The following is a 25638-nucleotide window of genomic DNA, read 5'->3' as shown; positions in this document are numbered from 1 at the left end:
ATGAGATTACTTTTTCTTGGTGATATGGTGGGCCGGTCGGGGCGCACGGCGGTCTATGACAAGCTGCCGGGGCTTATTTCCGATCTGAAGCTGGACTTCGTGATCGTCAACGGTGAAAACGCCGCTGGCGGCTTCGGTATTACCGAAGAGATTTTTCACGACACAATCCGCGCGGGTGCCGACGTTGTAACGACGGGCAATCACGTTTGGGATCAGCGCGAGGCGCTTGATTTTTCCAAGCGTGAAGACCGTTTTCTGCGTCCTGCAAATTTTCCGAAAGGAACGGCGGGCAAAGGCGAAGGGCTTTACATCGCCAAAAACGGTGCGCGCGTGCTGGTCTCCAATGTGATGGGCCGCGTTTTCATGCATCCCGACCTCAACGACCCGTTCATTGCAGCCGAGAAAATTCTCGAAGCCTGTCCGCTCGGTGAGCAAGCCGATGCCGTATTCTTCGATTTTCACGCAGAAGCCACCAGTGAAAAGCAATGCTTCGGCCATTTTGTCGATGGTCGCGCCAGTGCCGTGGTTGGAACGCACACCCATGTACCGACGGCAGATTATCAAATTCTGCGCAACGGCACGGCCTATATGTCGGATGCTGGCATGTGCGGCGATTATGATTCGTCGCTGGGCATGGAAAAGGAAGAGCCGCTTAATCGGTTCCTGTCGAAAGTACCGAAAGGTCGTTTTGAGGCTGCCAGCGGTCCTGCGACGGTTTGCGGCGTAGGAATCGAGATTTCTGATCGCACGGGACTTGCTGAAAAAATTGCACCGTTGCGTATTGGCGCGCGACTGGAAGAGCATATTCCAGAATTCTGGAAATAGTTCCGAGCTACAATCTGATTTGAACGCCCGCATAATCGTCCTTGACGGCGATGCGGGTGCAGAGATCTGACCATTCGCAAGACCGACAGGCTTTGCGGATGATTCCTGCTGCAAAGGCAGTGCGCATCAATGCAAGTCGAGCCGCATCAAGCTCGAAATCAGAGCCTGCGGCAATTGTCGTTTCAAGTAAGTCTGAGACGGCGTTAAGCGCCAGTCGGTCGCGCACCACAACATTCTCATTGAAGCAGTGGCAATCGCCGGTACAAAGCAGCGGTTGGCAAATATCGTCCGGCCCATCAATGATCTCGATGTCTTCTCCACCAGACAAGCGCCTGGCAATCGTGTCATAATTGTCCACGAATGCCGGGCTGTAGCCTTTGCCGATATAAGTCAGCATGCAGAGAAGATGATGGCCGCTCAGGCGTACCGTCATTTTTTGCTTATCGGTTTGCTGCTTTAAGGATTGCAGCGCCGAGTGCGGATTTGATCACGGCACCGACGATGAATGGCGTGACACCGAAGGCAACGGCCTTTTCAATGCCAATAGCGCCCGAAAGCCATAGGGCGCCAAGCGCCAAACAGATTGCGTTGGCAGCAAGAAAAGACGTGAAGCTCAGAACAATGCTCTTATTCCAGCCGCGCTCAGCGAGATAGCCGGTCAGCGCTGCGATAATGGGGAAGGCTGCGAGATAGCCAGCCGTTGCGCCTACGAAGTGGTGGATGCCACCCGCACCGCCTGCCAGAACGGGAAGACCAATCATCGCCTGACCAAGCCATGCTAGCACTGTGACAGCACCCAGGCGCCAGCCATAAAGCGCGCCAATCAATGGCACGATCAGCGTCTGAAGTGTGATGGGAACGGGGATCATTGGAACGACGATCTGCGATGAGATTGCCAGTACCAATGTGCCAAACGCGACGGCTGCAATGCGCAGGGCAGGCGAGCGGGACTCAAGATCAAGCGGGCTGAAAGATATACTCTTCTGGGTGATGTCGGTCATAGCTTCCTCAAATTATAGATAAAATTGCGACTCAATCTATTTAAAATCTCTGGATTGACGCTTCTTGGCAAGTGAGAAATAGATAAAATATATAAAATTTAGGAATTATTTAAAATTAGTACGATAAAACCTGTTCGCGATCTGCGTCAGCGGCAGGTCACGGGGCAGTAAAAATCTGTTTGTTGAAGCTGGCTTCTAGCCGACGATAGCGAAAGAATCGCGGGTTTTGCCCGACGCCGTTTTGATCGGGCGATGGCCGATCCATTGAACATGGCGGGCCAGAATGGTCGTTGCTGCTTCAATGTCATTTTGACGAAGCGCAGTTAAAATAGCCCGGTGGTCATGATCGGTGCGGGTTTCCCACTCCGATCGCCATGTGGCGAACAGAAAGCGCGCACTGGCTGCATGCAGATCGTCGATTGTCGCCAGAAGACGCGGCATGTTGCAGGGTTCGAGAATCAGCCGATGAAAACGGCGATTTGCTTCTTCCCAGCTTCTGACGTCGCGTGATTTATCACCTTCGACGGTTGCCTGCTCTGCTGCATCAAGCGTGGCGCGTGTGATGTGCGCCGCCGCATGGCGCAATGCCAGCACTTCAAGAGCTGCACGCATTTCGGCGACTTCACGAATTTCTTTGATGTCGAAAGAAGCAACCCGAACACCGCGCCTTGGCTCTGAAATTGCCAGCCCTTGCGCTTCCAGTCGTCGAAACGCTTCGCGGACAGGGACATGGCTCGTTTCAAATTCTTCAGCAATATGATCCTGCCGCAACTTCACGCCGGGCTCGATCTCACCCGCAATAATGCGGTCAGCCAGAATGCGGCTGATGCGGGTAGCAATTGTTTCGCTGGAGGTATTGCTGGAATGCTGTTTCATGGCTTTATAGATAAAGCTGTTTGGGTCCGGGCGTCGACAGCTAATCGCATAATTGACAGAGGAATTTGTAATTTGGCGCTTTTGCTGGACGAATGAGCCTCAATTCCTTATAACGCGCCCATTCTGCACGGAAAGCACGCTGGCCCGAGCTGTGGCCTGCCCTCTTCTCAAGTGACGCTTTCTCCGTGCGCTTCATTTGAACCGAACAGGGGTGCCATGGCTGGCCATTCACAGTTTAAGAATATCATGCACCGCAAAGGCCGTCAGGATGCCGTGCGGTCGAAAATGTTTTCAAAGCTCGGACGCGAAATTACCGTTGCGGCCAAGCAGGGTCTGCCTGACCCGTTGATGAACCCGCGCCTGCGTCTGGCAATTCAGAATGCCAAGGCGCAGTCGATGCCGAAAGACAACATTGAACGCGCCATTAAAAAAGCTGCAGGCAATGACGGGGAAAACTACGATGAAGTGCGTTACGAGGGCCGTGGCCCGGGTGGCGTTATGGTCATCGTTGAAGCCCTGACCGATAACCGCAACCGTACCGCATCCAATGTGCGTGCAGCTTTCACCAAGTCTGGTGGTGCGCTGGGCGAAACCGGCTCTGCAGCCTTCATGTTCGATCGCGTTGGCGAAATCGTTTATAAGATTTCCGTTGGTGATGCCGACAAAGTCATGGAAGCAGCGATTGAAGCCGGTGCTGACGACGTTCAGTCGGGTGAAGAAGAGCATGTGATCCTCTGCGCCTTTGAAGATATCGGTGACGTATCTAAGGCGCTGGAAGCAGCGCTTGGAGAAGCCGAATCGATCAAGACGATCTGGAAGCCACAGACCAACACTGAACTTGATGAAGAAAAGGCGCGTTCTGTGCTGAAGCTTCTCAACGTGCTTGAAGATGATGATGACGTTCAGAACGTCTACAGCAACTTTGAAGTCAGTGACGAAGTTATGGAAAAGCTGAGCGCCTAAGTTCTGGTTTCAGTTTTAACTGTTTGAACTCCCGGCTTGTCCGGGAGTTTTTTTATTAGAGCGCCGCATTATACGGTAGCCACTGGCGTGAAATGCAGGCAACAAAAAACCCCGCCAGAGCGAGGTTTTTCGTAAGTTCATCAATAACGATATTAGATACCGAGATTGCCGAAACGGTTTTTGAACTTGGTAACGCGGCCACCGCGGTCAAGCAGGGTCTGCGAACCACCGGTCCAGGCTGGATGCGTGGTTGGGTCGATATCGAGGTTCATCGTATCGCCTTCTTTGCCCCAGGTGGAACGGGTTGTGTATTCCGTGCCATCGGTCATCACGACCTTGATGGTGTGGTAGTCGGGATGGATATCAGCTTTCATCTTCTCAATCCTGAAAGTCTGGGAAGAAAAGCCCAGCTCTAATGTTTAAAACTGCGGCACTTTCGCCCGATGGTCAATATGAAGACCCGTTACCAAAGGCAACGGCTTCCAAAAGGGTTGGCGAGCCTATACATCAGGCGCACGGCAATAACAAGGGCGCAATCTCAAGAATGGCCAGCACAGATAGTCAAATTCGCATGAATCCTGATTTCAACACCCAGGAAGATCGGAAACGCCGCTCGCTTAAGCCTTTGAAGCGGATGATCCCATTTCTCTCGCGCTATAAGCGTCTGGTTGTTGGCGCGCTTTTTTCGCTGGTCCTTGCTGCTGTAACAACTCTTGCCGTACCTGTCGCCGTTCGCCGGATGATTGATCATGGATTCTCAGGTTCTGATGCGATCTTCGTCAATAATTACTTTGTCATGCTGGTGGCATTGGCGCTGGTGTTAGCGCTGGCATCCGGGCTTCGCTATTTCTTTGTGATTTCGCTTGGTGAGCGCGTAGTGGCCGATCTGCGCAATGCCGTGTTTTCGCATGTGACCAGCCTTTCGACTGAATTCTTTGATCGTTCACAATCCGGCGAGATTGTTTCACGACTGTCTGTCGATACAACGCAGATCAAGTCCGTTGTCGGGGCTACGGCATCGGTTGCTTTGCGCAATGTGATTCTCGGCATTGGTGCGCTGATCATGATGGTCGTCACCAGCCCCAAGCTTTCCATGCTGGTGATTGCTGCTATTCCGTTGATTGTTATTCCGCTGATTGCCTTTGGTCGTTCGGTGCGCCGACGTTCGCGTATGACGCAGGATATGCTGGCCCATGCGAATGCTTATGCCAGCGAGCAGATTGGTGCTATGCGCACTTTGCAGGCTTTCACCAATGAAAATATGGTGGTGGGTCGTTTTGCGGGCGCTGTTGAAAAGGCCTATCAGGCTGCACGTTCATCCATCAAAGCACGTGCTATTCTCACCGGCTTTGCGATCTTCCTGATCTTTGCCAGTGTTGTTGCGGTGTTGTGGTTTGGCTCGCGTGATGTGTTGTCGGGCACAATGAGCGCAGGGACGTTGGGCCAGTTTGTTCTCTACGCGGTATTTGCGGCCAGCGCCTTTGGTGCGCTTTCTGAAGTGGGCGGTGAACTTGCTCAGGCCGCTGGTGCTGCTGAGCGTCTTGCTGAAATTCTCGATGAGAACCCGGGTATTGTCGCACCGTTAAAGCCAGTTGCTCTTCCGCAACCAGCGCGGGGCGACATTAGCTTCGATAATGTGCACTTTTCTTATCCGACGCGTCCCGATGCGCCATCGCTCAATGGTGTGAGCTTCGCTGTAAAGCCCGGTGAGACGGTTGCGATTGTTGGCCCGTCGGGCGCTGGTAAAAGCACGATCTTCTCGCTGGTGATGCGTTATTATGATCCTCAGACAGGTTCTGTGCGTATGGATGGTGTGGCTTTGCCAGATGCCGATCCGGCTAAGGTGCGTGAGCGCATTGCAGTTGTGCCGCAAGACGTTGTGATCTTTGCCACCAGCATTCGCGAAAATATCGGCTTTGGTAAGCCGGGCGCGAGTGATGCGGAAATCGAAGCCGCAGCAAAAGCAGCACTTGCACATGATTTTATTCTGGCACTCGACAAGGGATATGACACGGAAGTCGGCGAACGTGGCGTAACGCTCTCAGGCGGTCAGCGCCAGCGTATCGCGATTGCGCGTGCGATTCTGCGGGCGGCACCCGTTTTATTGCTCGATGAAGCGACTTCGGCGCTTGACGCCGAAAGCGAAATGCTGGTGCAGAAAGCGCTCGATAGCCTGATGGATAATCGCACGACGCTGGTCGTGGCGCATCGTCTTGCAACCGTTCTCAAAGCCGACCGCATTCTGGTGCTCGATAAGGGCCAGATTGTCGAAGAGGGAACCCACCAGACGCTGGTTGAAAAGGGTGGCATTTATGCCCGCCTTGCCAAGCTGCAATTTGAAGCTGGTTCCGGCGTTTTCGGGAAATAAATAAAGGGGCTAAGCGCCCCTTTATTTCTATCTCTCAGTCAGTTTTAGCTCGATGCGGCGGTTTCTGGCGCGGGCATCGGGCGTATCTGCATTATCAAGCGGCTGGTATTCGCCAAAGCCCGCCGCAACCAGTCGGTTGGGCGGAACACCGTTGGCGATCAGGTCTTTGACGACAGCTGTCGCACGCGCTGAGGAAAGCTCCCAGTTGTCGCGGAAGCGACCAGTGCCTGCGAGCGGCACATTGTCAGTATGTCCATCCACACGCAGAACCCAGTTGATGTCATCCGGGATTTCCTGATTGAGTGCGATGACCGCCTCGGCAAGCTTCTTCATCTCCTCCAGTCCAGCGGGATTGAGATCAGACGAGCCAGTCGGGAAAAGAACTTCCGACTGAAACACGAAACGGTCTCCGACGATGCGGATGTTTTCTTTGTCGGACAGAATCGCCCGCAGACGACCAAAGAAGTCGGAGCGATAGCGGTTCAATTCTTGCACGCGCTGTGCAAGCGCCACGTTCAGGCGGCGACCGAGATCGGCGATCTTGGCGTTTGACTCGCGATCGCGTGATTCTGACGCATTGAGTGCATCTTCCAGTGCCGCAATCTGACGACGAAGTGCAGAAATCTGCTGGTTGAGCAATTCAACTTGCGAAAGCGCGCGTGCGCTCACCTGTTTTTCTGCATCTAGGCTCTGGCTGAGTTCCCCGGCGCGTTTTTCAGCGGCAGCACCAGCACCACTGCCTTCATTGAGCAGAGCTTGCAAGCGGGAACGCTCGCTCTCGGCACCTGACAAGGATGCTTGCAGATTGGCAATCGTGTCCTGCATGTCCTGAGAGTTGCTTTTTTCGAGCGAGAGAAGCTGGGTGAGTTCCTGTATCTGGCTGTTGAGGCGTGCGAGAGCGGTATCTTTGCTATCGACATCGCGGCTCAATAAAAACTGACCCAGCACAAAGACTGTAAGCAGGAACATGATGGCCAGCAGCAATGTTGTCAGTGCATCGACAAAGCCGGGCCAATAATCGACATGACGTTGCGGGCGGCGGTTACGGCCTAGAGCCATGCTGCTTACTCCGGCCGTTTGCTGTCACTAGGGCGACCTGGAGCGCGCTCGGCAGGGGCTCTGGAGGCAATGGCGTCATTGAGACGACCAAGTGTTTCACGGATGGCCTGTTGCTCTTCCGTTTGCTTCTCAGCCCAGTCGCGCATCAGCTGCTGTTCGCTGCGCATACTCTTGACCAGCCCCTGAATGCCTTCCGCAAGATTGGCAAGCGCTGCTGTCGTGCGCTGGCTGGAAGCCTCGCCACCTTGCAGGTTCTGCACATGCTCTGCCAGGCTACGAATGCCGCCGAGATGCTCATCGGTGCTGATATCCGAACCAAGGTCGGTCACCGATGACAACCAGTTTTCAAGCTCGGTATAGAATCGATTTTGCGCGCGGCCCGATTGCAAATCGAGGAAGCCCAAAATCAGTGAGCCGGAAAGGCCAAACAGCGACGACGAGAACGCCGTTCCCATACCTGATAGCGGCGCTTGCAATCCGGCTTTGAGCGAATCAAGCACATCGGTTGTGCTGCCCGAACTCGGGTCGAGTGACTGGATGGTTTGGCCAATAGAGCCAACTGTTTCGAGCAGGCCCCAGAAAGTACCCAGTAGGCCGAGGAACACCAGAAGGCCAATCAGATAGCGTGAAATATCGCGGCTTTCATCAAGGCGGGTGGCAATCGATTCGAGAATGGATCGGGTTGAAGTGGTCGTCAGTGCCATGGATTGCCTGCGACCGATCAGAGCGCGCATTGGCGCAAGAAGCACCGGCGGGCGTGTCGTGCCATCGCGCTCACCATCGCGGAATGAATTGACCCAGCGGATTTCTGGCAGAAGTCGCAGCACCTGCCCGAAAGCGAGCAGAATGCCGATGAGCAGCACGCCAAAGATCAGACCATTCAGGCCGGGATTGGTGACGAAGAACGTATGGATCTGCCGCATCAGAATCGCTGCAAGGAATGCAACAATGATGAGAAAGATCACCATGGATAGAATGACAATTCTCGGGCTGCTCAGGCGGTAGGGGTCATAGTCCCGTGCATCGTCGAGGCGTTCCCGTGAAAGTCTCAGATCGCTCATGCGTTTGGCTCCATGGATATCCGTTGGGATAATCTGTCGCGGGGGAGCCTACTGCATAATTTAGCGAAGCGGAATCGCTTAAAGCGAAAAAATAATGCGCCCCGGTTGGAATACCGGAGCGCAGTAAAACATAGAAATAGGAAGCGGATCAGATTGGCTTGTTGACCGTTTTAAGCAATGCTTTCTGAATAATTTCATTGCCAGCAACAATGGTCTTGGTGCCAAAAATGTCTTGGCCACCCTTTTTGTCGGATACAAAGCCACCAGCTTCGCGGATCATCAACATGCCTGCGCCGAGATCCCAAGGATGCATGCCGTCTTCCCAGAAGCCATCAAGGCGACCTGCTGCGACATAAGCAAGATCAAGTGCAACGGCACCCATGCGACGAATGCCCGATGTTTCAGCCATGACATTGCGCAGTTCGACAAGGTATTGGCCGTGGCCGGGACGACCGAGATGCGGGATTCCGGTGCCGATAACGCAATCAACCAGCTTGTTGCGGGCCGCAACGCGCAGACGACGATCATTGAGGAATGCGCCGCCGCCGCGTTCAGCGGTGTAAAGCTCGTCCATAGCTGGGTTGTAAATCACGCCAGCAACGATCTGTCCCTGACGCTCAAGAGCGATAGAGACTGCGAAAACAGGAATACCATGCAGGAAGTTTGTGGTGCCGTCGAGTGGATCGACCAGCCAGCGATGCTGTCCGTCTTTCGATTCAACCTCACCCGATTCTTCCATCAGGAAGCCAAAATCCGGGCGGGCGCGGCTCAGTTCGGTGTAAATGACTTTTTCGGCTTTGCGGTCGGCCTGGCTGACATAATCGCCTGGACCTTTAAGGGAAACCTGAAGGTTCTGCACTTCGCCGAAGTCGCGCGCGAGACCGCGTCCGGCTTTCATAGCGGCCTGAACCATAACATTGAGAAGGGCTGAACGCGCCATCTGATCGTCCTTTTAGAAGCGCATTCCGAAGCCTTGGAGCTTGCTTTCGAAAAAGATGCGCGTTGATAAATCACAGAGCGCCGATTTGATGAGATCAAACCTATGGCACTCAGAACTGAGCAAGCTGAGAAAGAACTGTCGCATTTCTCTTCAAAGAGAATGGACTGCGGCGCCCAATTTGCAGGCGCCGCATGATTTCAAATATTCGATTATGCGCGGCTGACGTAGGTCAGTTCGTTGGTATCAACGATCACGCGTTCACCCGATTCGATGAATGGTGGAACGAGGATACGGATGCCGTTTTCAAGAACAGCCGGCTTGTAAGAAGAAGCTGCCGTCTGGCCTTTGACGACCGGATCAGCTTCGACGATTTCAAGTGTAACCTGATCAGGAAGACGAATGCCGATTGGCTTTTCTTCGTAGAGTTCAACGGTAACCATCATGCCGTCCTGAAGGAAGGCGGCGCGGTCACCAACGAAATCCTTCAGCAGCTCAAGCTGTTCGTAGGTTTCGGTATCCATGAAAACCAGCGCTTCGCCCTGTTCGTAAAGGAACGAGAAGTCCTTCTGTTCCAGACGAACGCGCTCTACGGTTTCAGCTGCGCGGAAACGTTCGTTGAGCTTGGTGCCGGTGATAAGGTTCTTGAGTTCAACCTGATTGTAGGCGCCGCCTTTACCAGGCTTGACTGCATTGGTCTTAACCGCTGCCCACAGGCCGCCATCATGTTCGATAACATTGCCTGGGCGGATTTCGTTACCATTGATCTTCATAAGATTAATCCGGGAGTAAATGTGAAACTGTTGCGGCCCGGCGCATCACGACAGAAAGGCAATCTCCCGCTTATTTGCGGGGATTGCGTCCATCTTTAACTCGAACCACGATAATCGGGCTCTCCAAGACCATAAAATAGCGCTTTGTGCAAGCCTGAGCCGCAAATCAGCGTGTCAGCTCATCAAAAAACTGTCTGGTTTTATCGAACGCGGAGATTGTTTGCGATCTGGATTGCCTGCTTAAGCTGATCATCAGCTAAACCATCCATCATGTCATTGAGGTCTGGTGAGCGATAACCGGCGCGCTGAGCAACGATATACCATGCTGCGGATTTGACTGTGTCACCATCCGTGCCGATACCATCGCGATAAAGACGAGCAAGCCATGCCTGCGCCATCACCATGCCGCGCTGGGCGGCAATCTGCATCCAACCAAAGCCCTGCTCGTAATTGCGATCACCACCACGACCCTGAATGAGCCAGTTTGCGAGATCGTATTGCGCAGTGTCATAACCCTTGCGCGCAGCGCGCAGCAGATATTCACGCGCCTTCTTGTCGTCATGCGGTATTTTGTCGGTGCCGTTGGCGTAAATCTGGCTCAAAGCATATTCAGCATCGGCGAGCTGCGCGGTAGCAGCTCTCTCAAACCAAGGGAAAGCAGCATCGATGCCGGAAGCAGTCGTCGCTTTCATCATGAGCAGCTGGCCATAATTGAACTGCGCCATGGCATTGCCGCTTTCGGCGGCCTTTTGCATTAACTCCGTGGCCTTCGCTGTATCTTTTTTTACGTAGCGGCCTTGAAGCAACAGGGCGGCGTAGCGGAACTGCGCTTCATGCACGCCTTTATCGGCAGCTTTGGCATACCATTCGGCAGCTTTTTTCTGATCGGCAGGGACACCCAGACCGCGCGCGTAAATTTCTGCGACAAGTGTCTGTGAAGCCGGATCGCCTTGCTCAGCTTTTGGTTTCGCCAGATTGAATGCGGTCAGATACAGCCCACGCTGATAGGCACCAAAGGCTTCATCGCTGGGCTTATCGCCAAACCGGCTTGGGTCAATTGCTGGCAAAGCGCTGGTCGATGCTGGTTGCGGCAGCATCTTGGGCTTTTCAGCAGGCTTATCGCTTTTCTTGTCGTGTTTCTTTTGTACGCCTGCGGGTTCACCAGCAGTTCCGGCAGCATGAACAGCCGGAACAGACGCAGCGAATATCAAAGCTGTGGTGAGAAGAATTTTGCTCTTCATGGGGGCGTACGAAACCTTGCCGAATTTAATTTTCAAAACGAGGGGCGTGTTCATCAAGAAGCCGGTTGGCTTCAGCGACAGCCTCTGCGGGGTTTTCCGCTTCAAATATGGCACTACCAAGGGCGACAAAATCTGCACCAGTTTGCGCGGCAGCGATGACGCTTTCCAAGGTGTTACCGGCCTGTGCGATGCTTGGAATTTCAACCAGCTCAGACCACCATTCAGCCAGAGACAGGTTGCGCGGGTGTGCATCCGGCTTGTTGTCAGCGCCAATCTTGCCGAAGAAAACATAATCAGGCTGCAATTCACCGATTTCCATAGCACTATGGCGATCACGCAGATTGCCTGTGCCAACGATGAATTTTGGCGTGTGCTTTTCGATTGCTTCAGCAAGCTCTGCCGCTTTGCCTTCAATGTGGATGCCATCGGCACCAACGCGGCCTGCAATGCGCGTATCGTTTAGGATGATCGCGGCAGCGCCTTTTTCCTGAATGACGGAAACGGCCTTCTGGGCTGATGCCTGAAATGTGGCTTCATCCAGATCGGTTCCGTCGAGAATCACACTTGCAACGTCGCCACCCGACAAGGCTGCCGACAACAGTTTTGCAAGTGCATCCCCATTTGCGATGGGTGGTCCAACCAGCAAAAGGCGGCAGCGATCAATGTTTTGTTTAGCAGTTGGCGCGTTCATAAACCAAACCTAGCGAAAAATGTTGATGGAATTCGGGCATAAAGTAAGAGGCGTTGCTTGAACAGCCCCTTTGCATTGTAACGCTTTTGTTGTGGGTGTGGGAAACGGCTGTGTTGGCATAATGTTATCCACTGGAACGAAAGTTGATTGGAACCAACCGCGTTCTGACCGAATTACCCGTTATATAGGCGGCAATAAGTGCTGCGCTAACGCAGAATGAAAACAATCAGCAGGCAGGCGAAATGACGAATGAAACGGCGAAAATAGTGCCAAAAGTCCGCGACACACGCATTGATGTGTTTCGCGCGCTGGCACTGCTTACGATTTTCATCAATCATGTGCCCGGAACCTTTTTCGAGCATTTCACGCATAAGAATCTCGGCTTTTCGGATTCGGCAGAAGCTTTTGTTCTGATTTCAGGCATGGCGGTGGCACTGGCCTATGGGTCGAAGTTTGCTCCGGGCAATCGTCTAATGCTGACTTTGAAAATGTGGCGTCGTGCCTGTGTGCTGTATACCGCGCACATCATGACGACGCTCGCGACAATCGGTATTTTTGCCTCCGCCGCGATTTTCCTCAAGCATCGTGAGCTTCTGACGCAGATCAATATTGGCCCACTGGTTAAGCAGCCGGTTGAGGCACTTCTCGGACTGGTTACGCTTGGTCATCAGCTTGGTTATAACAATATTCTCTCGATGTATGCGGTTGTGCTGCTAATCACACCACTGCTGCTTTTGCTCGCGCGTATCAGCCTGTCGCTGATGCTCGGCGTATCAGGTATGGTGTGGTTGCTTGCCGGTATCTATCATGTTGCTCCGGTCAATTATCCGACTGAAGGCGTCTGGTTCCTCAACCCACTATCGTGGCAGTTCCTATTTGCTATCGGTATTGCTGGCACAATCCATGTGCGTCGTGGTGGCAAGCTGCCGACCAATCCTACATTGATTGCAGCGGCTGTTGGTTATCTGGTTCTTTCGCTGGCTTGGGTTCGCATTCCGCTTTGGGGCATTGATGTTTCAATGGGCATGCCCGCAGTTCTGACCGGTTTTGACAAGACGTTTCTGTCGGCTCCACGTCTTCTACATGTGCTCGCCATGGCTTATCTGATTGCTGTCGTTCCAACGCTCAACAGCATTGCGCGTACTTCGCCGGACAATCCGCTCGCAATTCTCGGCAAGCATTCGCTGCCGGTGTTTATTGCCGGTACGCTGTTGGCGATGGTTGCGCAGGTTATGAAGCTTGTTAATCCGGGTGGCCTGCCATACGACGCGCTGCTTATTGCAACGGGTGTGGTGATGCAGTTCGCGCTGGCTTATTATCTCGAGTGGCTCCCAACCATTGGCTGGGGCAAGAAGCCTGCCGCAAAACCCGCTGCGGAAGGTTCAAAGGCCTCGATTGGAGCCAATCCAAAACCGGCACTTCAGCAAATATAATTAAAAGCCGCCTTCGGGCGGCTTTTTTGTTTGCGGATTATTCCACAGCTTGCGCTCAGAATTAACCAATCATTAATCTTAACGGCGTTTAATGGTTTACATCCAGTTCGGCTGGATTCTTACCGAGTGGTGAAGCCACTTTGTTTGACGCCTCCCTGTTAAACTCCTGAGAGCCGCCTTTGCGGCTCTTTTTTTTATGGTTTTGAGGGAATCGCCTGTTTTCTGGCAAATCTGGCGTCAATGACTTTCACAGTTTATTCAAAAGCATTTTAAAAATTAACCGAATGTTAAACATAAACTTGCGCGACGGTGCATGAAGGTGCAGTTTGTCGTGGACTCGCCCGATCAAGCTGTTCCGTCCCAGCTCTCCCCATGATCGAACGGCAGCTCATTCTATTATCTCACGCACATTTTGACGGTGCGCGGGCAACAAAATATTCGCAAATGCGTTTATGTAAGGTGGCAGAGCAGTGATTAGCGAACAGGTACACATTCCGGGCAATATGATCAGCCTCGCTGAGCGCATGGTTTTCTCAGATTCGTTCAAGCCGATTTACAGTGAAGGCATGGACATGGTTGAGGAAGCAGCCAGCTATCTCGACGGCGAAGGCCGTGAGGAAGCGCGCAATCTCTCGCGTGTTGCCTCGACCCTTTATGCGGCCGAATCGATGCGCCTGACGACACGTCTCATGCAGGTTGCTTCATGGCTTCTTTTGCAGCGTGCAGCGCGCAATGGTGAAATGTCCCGCAAGCAGGTTGAAGTTGAAAAGGCCAAAGTTCGTCTTGATACGCCTTCGGCTGGCGACGTCGCACCGGGCTGGAATGAGTTGCCTTATGCTTTCACTGAGCTTGTTGAGCGCTCGATTCGTCTCCAGGCGCGTGTTCGCCGCATGGATCGCAACGTCTATGGTGAAGTTGTAGCTTTGCAGAGTGTGCCGCGTGGAAATCCGGTTTCCGATCAGATTGTGCTGCTGAAGACTGCTTTTGGCGCGTCTTAAGTAAAATCTACGCAGTCTTATTGCATCTTCGGATGCAATGTTTCTCTTTTGTTCACATTTATGCTGTCAAGTGAACCTGTCTGAGGATAGGGTTCACTTATGAAAGAAACGATTCGCATCATTGGTATTGATCCGGGGCTCCGCCGTACCGGCTGGGGTGTTGTCGAATCGCTTGGAAATTCTCTGCATTTTATCGGCTCCGGCACTGTGACCTCGAATGCTGAGATGGATCTCGCATCGAGACTGTGCCAGTTGCATGATGGACTGTCCAACGTCCTGCATGAATTCATGCCCCATGAAGCAGCCGTTGAGCATACATTCGTCAACAAAGATGCGACGGCGACGCTGAAGCTTGGTCAGGCGCGTGGTATTGCACTTCTGGCGCCCGCACAGGCTGGGCTGCCGGTTGCGGAATATGCGCCGAATGCCGTCAAGAAGGCGGTGATTGGTGTGGGGCATGGCGAAAAGCAGCAAATTCATATGATGGTGAAGGTTTTGATGCCGCGCGCAACGTTCGATACGAGCGATGCTGCCGATGCGCTTGCCATTGCTATTTGCCATGCGCATCATCGTCAGAGCATTGTCAGCGCACGTCGTATGCAAGCGTTATTAGCAGGATAGATATAAAATGATCGGCAAGCTTAAAGGCGTGATCGATGAAATTGCTGATGATCATGCCGTCATCGACGTGCATGGCGTTGGCTATGTTGTGTTCTGTTCTTCCCGCACACTCGGTAATTTGGGTGGAGAAGGCGAGGCGGCGGTGCTGCTCATTGAGACATATGTGCGCGAGGATATGATCCGCCTTTATGGTTTCGGATCACAGCTTGAACGCGAATGGTTCCGCCTGTTGCAGAACGTGCAGGGGGTTGGTGCCAAGGTGGCACTCGCCGTGCTCGGAACATTGACGCCGCCTGAACTTGCAAATGCAATTGCGCTTCGTGATCTCGCGATGGTTTCGCGGGCGCCGGGCGTTGGTAAAAAAGTTGCCGAACGCATTGTGACTGAGTTGAAGAACAAGGCTCCGGCCTTTGCGGGGGAAGCCAGCGGCACAATCGGCCTTAAGCAGGAAATCGGCGCGGGCGCTGCATCGGCTCCGGTGAGCGATGCGGTCTCAGCTCTCGCCAATCTTGGCTATTCGCGTGATCAGGCCGCAAATGCTGTTGCCGCAGCACTCCGAGAAGCGGGTGAAGATGCCGATTCGGCCAAGCTCATTCGTCTTGGTTTGAAGGAACTGTCGCGTTGAGTGGCTTGTCTGAATTGAATGTTCATGCGAGAGGACTGGCATGAGCGACCGCAACCCACTTATCGATGCTGACTTGCGTGGTGAAGACGCCGACACGACATTGCGCCCGCAAACGCTGGACGATTTTGTCGGGCAGGCTGCTGCCCGCGCCAATCTCAAAGTTTTTATTGAAGCTGCAAAGGTGCGTGGCGAAGCACTCGATCACGTGCTGTTTGTCGGTCCCCCAGGACTAGGCAAGACCACGCTCGCGCAGATTATGGCCAAGGAGCTTGGTGTCAATTTCCGTTCGACCTCTGGTCCGGTTATCGCAAAGGCCGGTGATCTAGCAGCGCTTTTGACAAATCTTGAAGATCGCGATGTGTTGTTTATCGATGAAATTCATCGTCTCAGCCCGGCTGTCGAGGAAATTCTCTATCCTGCGATGGAAGATTTTCAGCTTGATCTGATTATCGGTGAAGGGCCAGCAGCGCGTTCGGTGAAGATTGATCTCGCGAAATTTACGCTGGTCGCAGCAACCACACGTCTGGGGCTTTTGACGACGCCGCTGCGTGATCGTTTTGGTATTCCGACACGGCTCAATTTCTATACCGTCGAAGAACTCGAATATATTGTGCGCCGTGGCGCACGCATTATGCAGATGGGTATTTCGCCGGATGGTGCGTTGGAAGTGGCCCGTCGTTCACGTGGTACCCCGCGTATCGCCGGGCGTCTGTTGCGCCGCGTTCGTGATTTCGCGCTGGTCGCAGGTGCCGATGTCATCGACAGCAAGATTGCCGACGAGGCTTTGTCGCGTCTTGAGGTGGACAACCGCGGGTTCGATCAGCTTGACCGGCGTTATCTTGATATGATTGCGCGCAATTTCGGTGGTGGGCCAGTCGGTATTGAAACCATCGCTGCCGGACTGTCAGAACCGCGTGATGCGATTGAAGACATTATCGAACCTTATATGATCCAGCAGGGCTTTTTGCAGCGCACACCGCGTGGACGTGTGCTGACCAATCTTGCATGGCAACATCTGGGGCTTGCCGCGCCCGCTGAAGCCGCGCAGCAATCGCAGTTTGGCCTTTTCATGGAAGACGAATAGATATGGAACATGCACAGATTGCAGGCGAGTTGAAAGACGGCACGCATTATCTCTATGCCCGCATTTATTATGCCGACACGGATTTTTCCGGCTTTGTCTATCATGGTCGCTACCTCGAATTTTACGAACGTGGCCGCACCGACTTTCTGCGCTTGCAGGATGTTCATCATATTGAGCTTGCCGAAGGTTCGCTTGGCGAAGAAATGGTTTGGGTCGTTCGCCGTATGGAGATCGACTACAAGTCACCTGCGAAAATGGATGATCTCATTCTGATTGAAACCCGTGTCAGCGAAATCCGTGGCGCACGGGTTATCATGGCGCAGAAGATTACCTGTGGTGAGCGGCTGCTTTCAGAAGCGAAGGTTGAGGCTGTGATGATCACCAAGGAAGGACAACCGCGCCGGATACCCGATGAATGGCGTGACGCTTTTACGAAGGCTTGAGATGAGTGACCGTTTCCACTCTTTTGACGAGCTCTGCGATGTCTATATCGAGGGGGTTGATTTTGCGGTCGTGACCCGCTTCGTTCCAGGTTCAGAAATTGTTATTCTCGCCCCGCATGGTGGTACAATTGAATATCAGACGACAGAACTCGCAGAAGCAATTGCGGGTGGAAAATATAGTTTTTATTCCTTTATTGGCTTGGTTGACCGCAAGCGGGCAAAAGATCTTCACATAACGTCCCATCGTTTTTTTGAAGTCAGGATGGATGATCTGTTGTCCCGTTCTAGATATGCCCTTGCTATTCATGGTCGAAAAGACACTCAGACCGTGGATGGTGTGGGGCAGCTTGACGACAAGGACACGATTTATCTCGGTGGATTGGATACCAGGTTTATTGAGCTTCTTGACGAAGAACTGAGAGGTGCCGGATTTTCCACTCGCTTGTCCGGTCATGCATTTCCTGCTCGCAATCCCGTCAATCTGTGCAATCGCTGTCAGTCTGGCCGGGGGGCTCAGCTCGAACTACCATTATCGCTTCGCCATGCATTTGCGAATTCCGCGTCAATGACGTCCCAATTTGTTGTTGCAACGCAAAATGCCATAGTCCGTCGCATTGGAAGCAAACAGTAATTCTTTGTGCTCATTGATTATTCGCACATTAAGAGTAACTGATCTTTAACCATAATAATCCATTAATCATGCTGATGGAATCGGTAGAGGGGCAGGTTATTAAGCAACGCCTTCCTTTCACCAAATTTAACCATGACAAGCGCTTGAGGATTTAAAGTTAAAATCCGGTTATGGCGGTTGGGGCGTTCGGCAGCGGACGTTTTTCGAGTAATTTGCGATGCCGCCCGGTCACAATGCCGGGCGTTTGGATTCGAGGACGGTAGATCGATGGAAAATATTGCGCTCGCGGCCCCTGCCGCCGATATTACCCTCTGGGGCCTGTTTATGCATGCGGGCTGGGTGGTTAAGCTGGTGATGCTCGGCCTGATAGGCGCATCGGTCTGGACCTGGGCAATTATCGTCGACAAGATTGTTTCTTATCGTCGTGCTCGCGGTGCGATGGAGCGTTTTGAGCAGGCTTTCTGGTCGGGACAGTCACTGGAAGAACTCTATCGTACGCTCAATGAACGCCGCACCACTGGCATGGCCTCCATTTTCATTGCCGCAATGCGCGAATGGAAAAAGTCCTTTGAGAAAGGTGCGCGCTCGCCAATTGGTTTGCAGATGCGTATCGACAAGGCGATGGATGTGGCACTGGCGCGTGAGGGCGAAAAGCTCGAATCCCGCCTTGGCTTCCTCGCAACGACAGGTTCGGCGGCGCCATTCGTCGGTCTGTTCGGAACGGTTGTTGGTATTATGACCTCCTTCCAGGCGATTGCTGCTTCCAAGAACACAAGTCTTGCCGTTGTGGCACCGGGTATCGCGGAAGCATTGCTTGCAACGGCGATTGGTCTGCTCGCCGCTATTCCTGCGGTTATTGCTTATAACAAGCTTTCTGCGGATGCGGGCAAAATTAGCGGGCGTCTTGAAGGTTTTGCGGACGAGTTTTCCGCCATACTGTCGCGCCAAATTGATGAGAAGCTGACACCGCGCAGCTAAAGCATGTCGCGGAGAAGTTGGAACTGGTTTTCCGATAAAGACATGCGTGAAAACAAAAAATAAAGCGTTCCAGCAAAAAAAGTTGAAATCGAGCCTTCGGGAAACTTGCAATGGGCATGTCAGTTGGAAATCAGGGAATGCAGTCGGGTGGTCGCCGCAGGCGCGGCCGCAAGAAGGCATTGATGAGCGAAATCAACGTTACGCCATTCGTGGACGTGATGCTGGTTCTGCTGATCATCTTCATGGTTTCCGCACCGCTTCTGACCGTTGGTGTGCCAATCGATCTGCCGGATACGCAGGCGAAGGCGATGAACGCCGATACACAGCCAATCACCGTATCGGTGAACAGCGAAGGTAAAATCTATCTTCAGGAAACAGAAATTCCGATTGATGAAGTTGTTGCTAAACTTCAGGCGATTGCCAAGACCGGTTACGAAGAGCGTATCTTCGTGCGTGGGGACAAAGCTGCCGATTACGGCACTGTCATGAAGGTGATGGCTCGCATTTCCGCTGCCGGTTTCAAGAATATCGGCCTTGTGACACTCCAGGAGCAGGATAGCTGACGGCATCATGAAGGCTGGCCTGACATCTTCTGTTGCACTGCATGCCGCAGCACTTGCGCTGGCAGTGGTTTCGTTTTCCTCGCCGAAGGCTTTCGACGTGCAGGATTCGGAATCGTTTCCGGTTGACATCGTTCCGATTGAATCAATCACGCAAATTCAGCAGGGCGATAAAAAAGCGCCTATGAAGGAAAAGTCGGCACCGATTCCGACGACAAAACCGCAGACGGTACCGGATGCGCAGGAGTTTGGTGATCAGAGCGTTGATAGCCAGACACCGCCGACGCCTGACACCAAAGCTAAGCCGCTTGAAGCTGCTCAGGAACCAAAGGCTCAGCCGGAGCCGGTGAAAAATCCTGAGCCGAAGCCCGACCCAAAGCCTGAACCCAAACCGCAGGATAAGCCGACACCGGTTCCTGCCACGGAAGTTCAGACCAAGCCGGAAGCAAAACAGGAAGTGAAGCCGGATCCGGTCGCGGAAGCGATTGAGAAACAGGCAGAAGCGCCTGATCAGGCAGCACCGAAACTGCCGGATAATGTTCCGGCACCGCAGGAAAAGCCAAAGCCTCCGCAGGCGCAGACCGCCAAGACACCGGATCGTAAACCTGTTGAAGAGAAGAAGCCAACGCAGTCAGCTTCGCAGACGTCACAGTCGAAGAATGATGCCATTGCGGATGAAGTGGCAGCACTTCTTAATAAGCAGAAAGCTTCAGGCGGCGGTGCAAAGCGCTCGACCGATCAGGCATCGCTGGGCGGTAAGAAGAATACTGGTGGCTCGAAATTGAGCCAGAGTGAAATGGATGCGCTTCGTGGCGCGATATCGAAATGCTGGAACGTGCCAGCTGGTGTCGCCGATGCGCCTGGTCTTGTTGTGACGGTGAAGATGCATCTCAATCAGGATGGTTCCATTCAGGGCTCGCCTGAGGTGACATCTGGTGGTGGCAGTGATGGTGTGGGCAGAGCGGCTGCAGAAAGCGCCCGTCGCGCTGTGGCACGTTGCGCACCGTACAACCTGCCAGCAGACAAATATGAGAATTGGTCGGAAGTGATTGTTAACTTCGACCCAAGCGAAATGTTCTGATCAGCATGGCTGGTCGCTCCTAACGAATGCCAAGGACAAAAGAGGTCCCAGAAGATATGAAAATAGGCATCATGAAAACAAAGATCCGCGCAGCCTTATCGGCTTTTGCCTGTGTGATCGCTGCAAGTTTTGTTTCCACCATACCGGCTCATGCGGTCGTGGAAATCAATATTAATAAGGGCGTGGTCGAGCCTTTGCCAATTGCAATCACTGATTTCCTTTCAGGCGATCAGCTTGGTGCCAATATCACGTCTGTGATTGCCGCCGATCTTGAGCGGTCCGGCTTGTTTGCGCCGATCAGCAAGAGTGCATTCATCGAAAAGATTTCCAATCCTGATGCATCTCCGCGTTTTGAAGACTGGAAGGTCATCAATGCGCAGGCATTGGTCACTGGTCGCATTACCAAGCAGCCAGACGGTCGCCTGAAGGCTGAATTCCGTCTTTGGGATACATTTGGTGGCCAGCAGCTGATTGGACAGCAGTTCTTCACCACGCCGGATAACTGGCGTCGTGTTGCACATATTATCGCTGATGCGATCTATGAGCGTCTGACGGGTGAAAAGGGTTATTTCGATACCCGTGTCGTTTTCGTGGACGAATCCGGTCCAGCCCAGAAGCGCGTGAAGCGTCTGGCTATTATGGATCAGGATGGTGCCAATATTCGTTACCTTTCCGATGGCCGTGATATCGCACTGACCCCGCGTTTTTCGCCAAACCGTCAGGAAGTGACGTATATGTCCTTTGCTGGCGGTCAGCCGCGCGTTTACCTGTTGCAGCTTGAAACCGGTCAGCGGGAGCTGGTTGGTAACTTCCCCGGAATGTCGATTGCGCCACGCTTCTCGCCAGACGGCCAGAAGGTTGTGATGAGCCTTCTGCAGGATGACGGCAGCGCGAACATCTACACGATGGATCTGCGTAACCGCACAACCACACGTCTGACCAGCAGCCAGGCTATTGATACCAGTGCGTCTTATTCGCCAGATGGTTCGCAGATTGTGTTCTCGTCTGACCGTGGCGGACGTCCGCAGCTCTATGTGATGGGCGCTGACGGCTCCAATCCACGCCGTATCTCGTCCGGTGACGGCAGCTATTCGACACCGGTTTGGTCCCCACGTGGCGATCTCATCGCCTTCACCAAGCAGTCACAGGGTCAGTTCTCGATTGGTGTTATGAAGACGGATGGAACGGGTGAACGTCTTCTGACTTCGGGCTTCCACAATGAGGGGCCAACCTGGGCACCAAATGGTCGCGTCCTGATGTTCTTCCGCAAGGCATCAGGTGCCGGTGGTCCGAAGCTCTTCAGTATTGATCTGACTGGTCGCAATGAACGCCAGATTCAGACCCCGAACTTCGGTTCTGATCCGGCATGGTCGCCGTTGCTCGAGTAGTTCGAATTATAAGAACACTAATATAATGGCGCGAAGCATCGGTTTCGCGCCTTTTTCATGGCAAAATGCCACAATTATAGCCTTGGGGCCGTGTTTCTGCCTCATTTAGCCCTCAAGGGCTAAATGCAGAATTGCTACCGGATAAAAACGGTTTGCAGATGGTCGCAAGAAATTATTAACCATACTTCTTGAGCCTGCTTTAACCTAAATATGATTATTGGTTGGTTACGCAGGAACATCAAATCTTAAGGAGCTCCGGCCCATGCGCCGTATCCAGTCGATTGCACGTAGCCCGATCGCTATTGCCCTTTTCATGTCGCTCGCCGTTGTTGGTTGTGCGTCCAAGAAGAATCTTCCAAACAATGCCGGTGATCTTGGCTTGGCTGGTGGCGCTGCAACGCCCGGCTCCGCTCAGGATTTCACTGTAAACGTTGGTGACCGCATTCTGTTTGACCTCGATTCGTCGCTGATCCGCTCGGACGCACAGCAGACATTGTCGAAGCAGGCTCAGTGGTTGCAGCGTTACCCACAGTACTCGATCACTGTCGAAGGCCATGCCGACGAACGCGGTACGCGTGAGTACAACCTTGCCCTTGGCCAGCGTCGTGCTGCTGCAACCCGTGACTTCCTTGCAGCCCGTGGCGTTCCAACCAGCCGCATGCGCACCGTTTCTTACGGCAATGAGCGTCCAATCGCTGTTTGCGATAACAACTCTTGCTGGTCGCAGAACCGTCGTGCTGTTACCGTCCTTAACGGTGCTGGCAGCTAAGTTTCAGCAAATAGCCTGACCTAATCAGAGAAAAGCGGTCTTCGGGCCGCTTTTTTTGTGCCGAACGACAACTATTGGTAATTTCGACAAATTTTGGCCGAAGTAACCTGTGTGATAGGGAAAGCATCTATGCTTTTTAAGGTTTTTCTCTAATAACTGAAAAGAACCGCGGAAAATCAGGTGTTCAGAAAATGTTCAGGCATCGTGTTTGATTGTTTATCCAGACCTTGGTGGTCGCGGTTTATAGTTTCAGGGCACCATCATTTTTCGACAATGAGCGATAGGGGCAAAAGGGAATGAGGAAACCAATGAGGAAAGTGACGCTGGCAATTGCCATGCTGCCGCTTTTGGCGAGTGCGCCGGTTCTGGCAGCATCTGGTTTTTCGCAGCAGGGAAATATTCAACTTGCGCAAGCTGGAAGTCCGGGTGGCGATCAGTTTTCGCAGCAGGTTTGTAATCTGGCGCATCAGAACGCACAGTCCTATGCCCGCATCATGCAACTGCGCGACAACATGCTGAAAATTCAGCGTGAGAATGAAACCCGTTTTCGTGCGCTGGAAAAGGGCAATGGTGGTGGACAGAATCACGTGAATATCGGTTCGACCGCAATTCTTGACGACGCTATGCGTGACAATGGCAGCGGGGGCGGTCAGGGCGGCTATCAGCAAAGCCCCGGCTTGCAGCAAGAATTGATCCGTAACCTCACCGGTAAGGTCGAGGACGTCGACGCGCAGATTTCATTTACGAATGAGCTGCTGCAGAAGACGCAGGATGATAATGATTTCCGCTTTGAAGAGCTGGAAAAGAAGCAGGGTCTAGCGGCTCCTGCAAAGTCCACTGCCCAAAATCCTCAGGTCAGCCCCCCTCCCGGCAGTGATCTTTGTGCGCAGGGCATTGGCAATCCGGTAAGCACCGCCGATGCGCTCAGCAACCGTGCCGAAGCCATGAACTTCCAGGTCCTCGAATTGCAGGACCAGATGCAGAAAATGCAGGAAGACAATGAACGTCGCTTCCAGAAGCTGGAAGGTGGCCGCGCCGATGCGGGCAAAGCGCCGGACGAGACTTCGCTTGCTGATGCGACGCCAGCTGGAAACCCCGATAATGGGGTTTCTGGTAATGTGGCGCAGGGCGGTGATTTTGGTTCAGATACACAGTTGGCGACCCATGATACATCGGGCGCCGATTCCGTGGCTATTGGTTCAGGTGCTGCCCCGCAGGGTGGCCCACAACGTGGAGAGCCGCCGCGCTCGCTCGGCTCCATCCGCTTTGACAACAATGGCAATGTAATCGGCGAAACTATTGATGTGCAGCCTCGTCCGGTTGAGCAAGGCGCTGCGTTGCCAGCGGGTCAGGCAGTGGCATCGCTGCCGACTGATGATAATCCAAATTCGCTGTATCAGGCCGCGTATCAATATGTGATGTCGGGCGATTATAAAGCAGCGGAGACTGGTTTCCGGGAGCATATCAAGCGCTATCCTGCTGATCCAACCACGGCTGAAGCACGCTATTGGCTGGGTGAATCGCTGTATGGTCAGGCACGTTATCCCGAAGCTGCGACTGTTTTCATCGATACGCAGCGCGATTATCCGGATTCCAAACGTGCACCAGAAAATATGTTCAAGCTCGGTATGACACTTGAAAAAATGGATAATCACGACGTTGCTTGTGCAACATTCAAGCAGATTCCAGAACGCTATCCGAAGGCTGCGCCTGCCATTTTGAAGCGGGTGAGCGATGAGCGCGCGCGTATCAAATGTTGATTTTGGAGACTATGTGTGGGGCTTTCCCCGACTGATATTTTTGAGCCTTTCAGATTAGATTGCGCTAAGGGAATCATTGCTGCCGTGTCAGGCGGGAGCGATTCTCTGGCTCTTCTTTTCCTTTTGAAAGACTATCTCGCGACGCTGGATAATCCGCCGCCGCTGACAGCTGTTACGATTGATCATCGTTTGCGTGCGGAATCGGCGCAAGAGGCTGACAATGTAGGTGTGCTTTGCCACCAATATGGCATAGCACACCGTGTTCTTTCATGGGACGACGCCAAACCGAAAACTGGTCTCGCCGCCGCCGCTCGTTCTGCGCGTTATCGGTTGCTGGTTCAGGCGGCGCATGATGCGGATGCTGATTTTATTGCGACGGGGCATACGCGCGATGATCAGATCGAAACATTTTTGATGCGCAAAGAGCGGAGCTCTCATTCAGAAGCCCGTGGTCTTGCTGCAATGGCACCGCAGTCATGGCTTGAAAATTCGGTGGTCTTGGTGAGGCCGCTGTTGGAAACGTCCCGTTCAAACCTGCGGCAAGAGCTTACGGATAAATCGGTCGTCTGGATTGATGATCCCAGCAACGTAAACACCAATTATGAGCGTCCGCGCGTGCGGCTGTCATCGGCTTCCGAAGCCGATCCGGACCGCGTGATGGCGCAAGTTGCACTGGCATCTGTGGCACGCAAACGCGATAATGCGGCGCTTGTTTCAGCACTTTCAAACCCCGGTTGCCTGCAAATGAATGCCTTCGGCACGATTTTGGTCGATGCCTCCATTTATGCAGCGCTGCCAGAAAGTGTTCGGCGCTTGTTTTCTGGCCTTCTTGCATCGATTGCTGGCGGGCGGCGTTTTCTTCCCGGTGATGCTGAGCGTGCACGGATTGAAAAGCTGTTGTCTGGTCAGGAGAAAGTTGGCCGTCTGACGGTGTTTGGCGCGCTTGTTGAGCGTGGTAAAAATGGTGAGCCGCATAAGTTTCGTCGCGAACGCCGTAATCTGCCAACCATGGAACTTCATCCCGGGCAAACGATCATCTGGGATGGGCGCTATCGCTTTAAAAATGATGCTCAAACGCTGTTTGAAGTGGCAGCACCTGATCGGCAGGAACTGACTGATTTCATTGAAGTGCATCAGATGGAACTTGATTTTACACAACGCGAAGCTTTGCTGGTGCTGCCCGCGATCTATCAAAACGGCAAATTGCAGCAACTTCCGGCGGTTAACGGTCAACAGTTGCCTTCAGGAATCACTGTCGAAAAGCACTTCGCAATCTTTGATCATGTGCTTCCGGGCTATGATTTTGCGCTGGCAAAGGCCATTGAAACGCAATTTGGGCGCGAATGTCCTAATTTTTATAAACCAGTTTGATAAGAATCGAAGATGAGGCGGCTCTCGCGCCTTGGCAAGGCCGTTCTTCGATCCTATGTTAAGTCGAAACATCCTACCGCCCTTGTCGGGTGGCTGTGGTA

The 25638-nt window shown here is 53.1% G+C and carries 27 protein-coding genes; 17 read left to right on the top strand and 10 right to left on the bottom strand.

Annotated elements, in window-relative coordinates; translation table 11 throughout:
- Nucleotides 1–825, top strand: a complete 825-nt coding sequence (locus RI570_RS04430; protein WP_313827176.1) for a TIGR00282 family metallophosphoesterase — start codon at nt 1–3, stop codon at nt 823–825.
- A 7-nt stretch (nt 826–832) separates the two neighbouring features.
- Here RI570_RS04430 and RI570_RS04425 read toward each other — a convergent pair whose 3' ends face one another.
- The 3 genes from RI570_RS04425 to RI570_RS04415 form a co-directional block, all read right to left on the bottom strand.
- Nucleotides 833–1258, bottom strand: a complete 426-nt coding sequence (locus tag RI570_RS04425; protein ID WP_313827175.1) for a DUF1284 domain-containing protein — start codon at nt 1256–1258, stop codon at nt 833–835.
- Nucleotides 1259–1265: 7 nt separating this feature from the next.
- The gene (locus RI570_RS04420) at nt 1266–1826 is read right to left on the bottom strand and encodes a biotin transporter BioY (protein WP_313827174.1); all 561 of its coding nucleotides are present in this window, start codon (nt 1824–1826) and stop codon (nt 1266–1268) included.
- A gap of 195 nt (nt 1827–2021) precedes the next feature.
- The gene (locus RI570_RS04415; protein WP_313827173.1) at nt 2022–2702 is read right to left on the bottom strand and encodes a GntR family transcriptional regulator; all 681 of its coding nucleotides are present in this window, start codon (nt 2700–2702) and stop codon (nt 2022–2024) included.
- A gap of 216 nt (nt 2703–2918) precedes the next feature.
- On the opposite strand from RI570_RS04415, the gene RI570_RS04410 reads away from it, so the two are divergent.
- Nucleotides 2919–3665 (top strand): YebC/PmpR family DNA-binding transcriptional regulator, encoded by a 747-nt coding sequence (locus RI570_RS04410; RefSeq protein ID WP_313827172.1) that lies wholly within the window; start codon nt 2919–2921, stop codon nt 3663–3665.
- A gap of 152 nt (nt 3666–3817) precedes the next feature.
- Here RI570_RS04410 and rpmE read toward each other — a convergent pair whose 3' ends face one another.
- On the bottom strand, nt 3818–4039 hold the full coding sequence (gene rpmE, locus RI570_RS04405) for a 50S ribosomal protein L31 (protein ID WP_187544024.1): 222 nt from the start codon (nt 4037–4039) through the stop codon (nt 3818–3820).
- Nucleotides 4040–4236: 197 nt separating this feature from the next.
- Between rpmE and RI570_RS04400 the strand changes: the two genes are divergently transcribed.
- Nucleotides 4237–6033: an ABC transporter transmembrane domain-containing protein gene (locus tag RI570_RS04400; RefSeq protein ID WP_409558645.1), complete on the top strand. Its 1797-nt coding sequence runs from the start codon at nt 4237–4239 to the stop codon at nt 6031–6033.
- 27 nt (nt 6034–6060) lie between these two features.
- Here RI570_RS04400 and RI570_RS04395 read toward each other — a convergent pair whose 3' ends face one another.
- The 6 genes from RI570_RS04395 to RI570_RS04370 form a co-directional block, all read right to left on the bottom strand.
- The gene (locus tag RI570_RS04395) at nt 6061–7092 is read right to left on the bottom strand and encodes a peptidoglycan -binding protein (protein ID WP_313827170.1); all 1032 of its coding nucleotides are present in this window, start codon (nt 7090–7092) and stop codon (nt 6061–6063) included.
- A 5-nt stretch (nt 7093–7097) separates the two neighbouring features.
- Nucleotides 7098–8153 (bottom strand): flagellar motor protein MotA, encoded by a 1056-nt coding sequence (locus RI570_RS04390; RefSeq protein WP_313827169.1) that lies wholly within the window; start codon nt 8151–8153, stop codon nt 7098–7100.
- 148 nt (nt 8154–8301) lie between these two features.
- Nucleotides 8302–9093 carry an inositol monophosphatase family protein gene (locus RI570_RS04385; protein WP_310015282.1) on the bottom strand — a complete coding sequence of 264 codons (792 nt, stop codon included), beginning with the start codon at nt 9091–9093 and terminating at the stop codon, nt 8302–8304.
- A gap of 209 nt (nt 9094–9302) precedes the next feature.
- Nucleotides 9303–9863 carry an elongation factor P gene (efp, locus tag RI570_RS04380; RefSeq protein WP_313827168.1) on the bottom strand — a complete coding sequence of 187 codons (561 nt, stop codon included), beginning with the start codon at nt 9861–9863 and terminating at the stop codon, nt 9303–9305.
- 200 nt (nt 9864–10063) lie between these two features.
- Nucleotides 10064–11104 (bottom strand): tetratricopeptide repeat protein, encoded by a 1041-nt coding sequence (locus RI570_RS04375; protein WP_313827167.1) that lies wholly within the window; start codon nt 11102–11104, stop codon nt 10064–10066.
- 25 nt (nt 11105–11129) lie between these two features.
- Nucleotides 11130–11795, bottom strand: coding sequence for a thiamine phosphate synthase (locus RI570_RS04370; protein WP_313827166.1), 666 nt, complete (start codon nt 11793–11795; stop codon nt 11130–11132).
- A 242-nt stretch (nt 11796–12037) separates the two neighbouring features.
- On the opposite strand from RI570_RS04370, the gene RI570_RS04365 reads away from it, so the two are divergent.
- The 14 genes from RI570_RS04365 to tilS all read left to right on the top strand — a co-directional run bounded on the left by RI570_RS04365 (nt 12038) and on the right by tilS (nt 25537).
- Nucleotides 12038–13228 (top strand): OpgC family protein, encoded by a 1191-nt coding sequence (locus tag RI570_RS04365; RefSeq protein ID WP_313827165.1) that lies wholly within the window; start codon nt 12038–12040, stop codon nt 13226–13228.
- 491 nt (nt 13229–13719) lie between these two features.
- Nucleotides 13720–14226, top strand: coding sequence for a DUF1465 family protein (locus tag RI570_RS04360; protein ID WP_313828544.1), 507 nt, complete (start codon nt 13720–13722; stop codon nt 14224–14226).
- Between the two features lie 99 nt (nt 14227–14325).
- Nucleotides 14326–14847 carry a crossover junction endodeoxyribonuclease RuvC gene (ruvC, locus tag RI570_RS04355; protein ID WP_313827164.1) on the top strand — a complete coding sequence of 174 codons (522 nt, stop codon included), beginning with the start codon at nt 14326–14328 and terminating at the stop codon, nt 14845–14847.
- A 7-nt stretch (nt 14848–14854) separates the two neighbouring features.
- On the top strand, nt 14855–15472 hold the full coding sequence (ruvA, locus tag RI570_RS04350) for a Holliday junction branch migration protein RuvA (protein ID WP_313827163.1): 618 nt from the start codon (nt 14855–14857) through the stop codon (nt 15470–15472).
- A gap of 40 nt (nt 15473–15512) precedes the next feature.
- Entirely contained in the window at nt 15513–16556 is a 1044-nt protein-coding gene (gene ruvB, locus RI570_RS04345; RefSeq protein ID WP_313827162.1) for a Holliday junction branch migration DNA helicase RuvB, read from the top strand.
- 2 nt (nt 16557–16558) lie between these two features.
- Nucleotides 16559–16999, top strand: coding sequence for a YbgC/FadM family acyl-CoA thioesterase (locus RI570_RS04340; RefSeq protein ID WP_313827161.1), 441 nt, complete (start codon nt 16559–16561; stop codon nt 16997–16999).
- Nucleotides 16968–17630: a poly-gamma-glutamate hydrolase family protein gene (locus tag RI570_RS04335; RefSeq protein WP_313827160.1), complete on the top strand. Its 663-nt coding sequence runs from the start codon at nt 16968–16970 to the stop codon at nt 17628–17630. Before RI570_RS04340 ends, RI570_RS04335 begins: the two co-directional genes overlap by 32 nt.
- 267 nt (nt 17631–17897) lie before the next feature.
- Nucleotides 17898–18608, top strand: a complete 711-nt coding sequence (gene tolQ, locus RI570_RS04330; protein ID WP_313827159.1) for a protein TolQ — start codon at nt 17898–17900, stop codon at nt 18606–18608.
- A gap of 110 nt (nt 18609–18718) precedes the next feature.
- Nucleotides 18719–19171, top strand: a complete 453-nt coding sequence (gene tolR, locus RI570_RS04325; RefSeq protein ID WP_313827157.1) for a protein TolR — start codon at nt 18719–18721, stop codon at nt 19169–19171.
- A 7-nt stretch (nt 19172–19178) separates the two neighbouring features.
- Nucleotides 19179–20249 (top strand): hypothetical protein, encoded by a 1071-nt coding sequence (locus RI570_RS04320; protein ID WP_313827156.1) that lies wholly within the window; start codon nt 19179–19181, stop codon nt 20247–20249.
- Between the two features lie 56 nt (nt 20250–20305).
- The gene (tolB, locus tag RI570_RS04315; protein ID WP_313827155.1) at nt 20306–21637 is read left to right on the top strand and encodes a Tol-Pal system beta propeller repeat protein TolB; all 1332 of its coding nucleotides are present in this window, start codon (nt 20306–20308) and stop codon (nt 21635–21637) included.
- A 262-nt stretch (nt 21638–21899) separates the two neighbouring features.
- Nucleotides 21900–22406 (top strand): peptidoglycan-associated lipoprotein Pal, encoded by a 507-nt coding sequence (gene pal, locus RI570_RS04310; RefSeq protein WP_250041098.1) that lies wholly within the window; start codon nt 21900–21902, stop codon nt 22404–22406.
- Between the two features lie 296 nt (nt 22407–22702).
- Nucleotides 22703–24166: a tol-pal system protein YbgF gene (gene ybgF / locus RI570_RS04305; RefSeq protein WP_313827154.1), complete on the top strand. Its 1464-nt coding sequence runs from the start codon at nt 22703–22705 to the stop codon at nt 24164–24166.
- A gap of 15 nt (nt 24167–24181) precedes the next feature.
- Nucleotides 24182–25537: a tRNA lysidine(34) synthetase TilS gene (gene tilS, locus RI570_RS04300; protein ID WP_313827153.1), complete on the top strand. Its 1356-nt coding sequence runs from the start codon at nt 24182–24184 to the stop codon at nt 25535–25537.
- Nucleotides 25538–25638 lie beyond the last annotated feature (101 nt).

The organism is Brucella pseudogrignonensis, from assembly GCF_032190615.1.
Lineage (GTDB): Bacteria > Pseudomonadota > Alphaproteobacteria > Rhizobiales > Rhizobiaceae > Brucella > Brucella pseudogrignonensis_B.
This window is presented reverse-complemented; position numbering and strand designations above follow the sequence as displayed.